A 1,113-nucleotide genomic window follows, 5' to 3' on the forward strand; every position below is an offset into this window, starting at 1 on the left:
ATATATTGATATTGCTGGTTTTAAACCTATGTCCGCTTAACTTCTAAAAATGTCCGCTTAAAACTTGATTTAATAAACTTTTTATAATAAAATTTTATTAAATAAAAATGACTTGTAATGTGCATAATTTCAGCTTTTAAAAGCAATCGTTACTACTCATTACTAAAGTAACGATTGCTGCTTTACTTGCCAACATCTGAATAAAAAATCTCTATCTTACAGTTTGTTTTTGCAAAAGAATGTGTCCCTTGATTTTTTATTTATATCCCACCAAAAACCTACATATCCCTGTAAATCTCACCATTTCCCAGATTAACTTTTTCTATCTCTCCCCTACGGGGTTTTTGCAAAAGAATTTGTCCCTTAACAACTTTGTTCTCAATTACTAAAATTCTCTTCAATGTCTTAGGTAATTTGAAAACAATATAAAAAATCAAAACAATTAACCCAATCAAAATTAAAGTATTTACTAATTGCCATACTACAGTAGTCCAATCTGGCATTACTTTAATAACAGAATTCACTATATCACTCTCCAACATTTAAGATTTACATAGATTAAGATTTTTTATCTTCTTTTAGATTTCATTACGGATAATTTTCTTTTCACGAATTAAAGTTCATATTATAATACAATATAGTGGTGTTTGCAAATAATTGTTCGTGGAAATTTGCTTATGTATATATTTCTATTACATTATCATCGTTATCCCTTTCATTTTTTTCATAACACTGTCAGATTAGCTTTTGTTACATGTGTATATCTAATATATGCGCTGTTGTTTTTTACTTACTCCCATTCAAATCCTTCTTCCACTAACATACTTTATTACAATATTTTCTTTCAAATAAAAATATTATCTATCAAATTGTAAATTCCTTTATTTTTTTATATTCTTGTAATTATTTGTTGTCATATTAGAACAAAATCTTCGATTTAAATAAATTAAGGAAGATTTTGCCTATATCCATTACGGAAATTATATTTAAAATTATCCACAAATTAATACAGTTTATAACGACTCTGGCATGTAAACATGCCAGACAAAGTTTCAATAAAATCAACATTAAATTTTTAAAATATGGGATTTTATTATAATTTCCTATGGATTA

General features: G+C 25.9%; 1 protein-coding gene. It reads right to left on the reverse strand.

Translation table 11 applies throughout. The annotated features are described in order from the left end of the window. Nucleotides 1–278 precede the first annotated feature (278 nt). Entirely contained in the window at nucleotides 279–542 is a 264-nt protein-coding gene (locus tag AB4Y15_RS14110) for a hypothetical protein (protein ID WP_427340967.1), read from the reverse strand. Nucleotides 543–1,113 lie beyond the last annotated feature (571 nt).

Source organism: Caloranaerobacter longqiensis, from assembly GCF_050286925.1.
GTDB lineage: Bacteria > Bacillota > Clostridia > Tissierellales > Thermohalobacteraceae > Caloranaerobacter.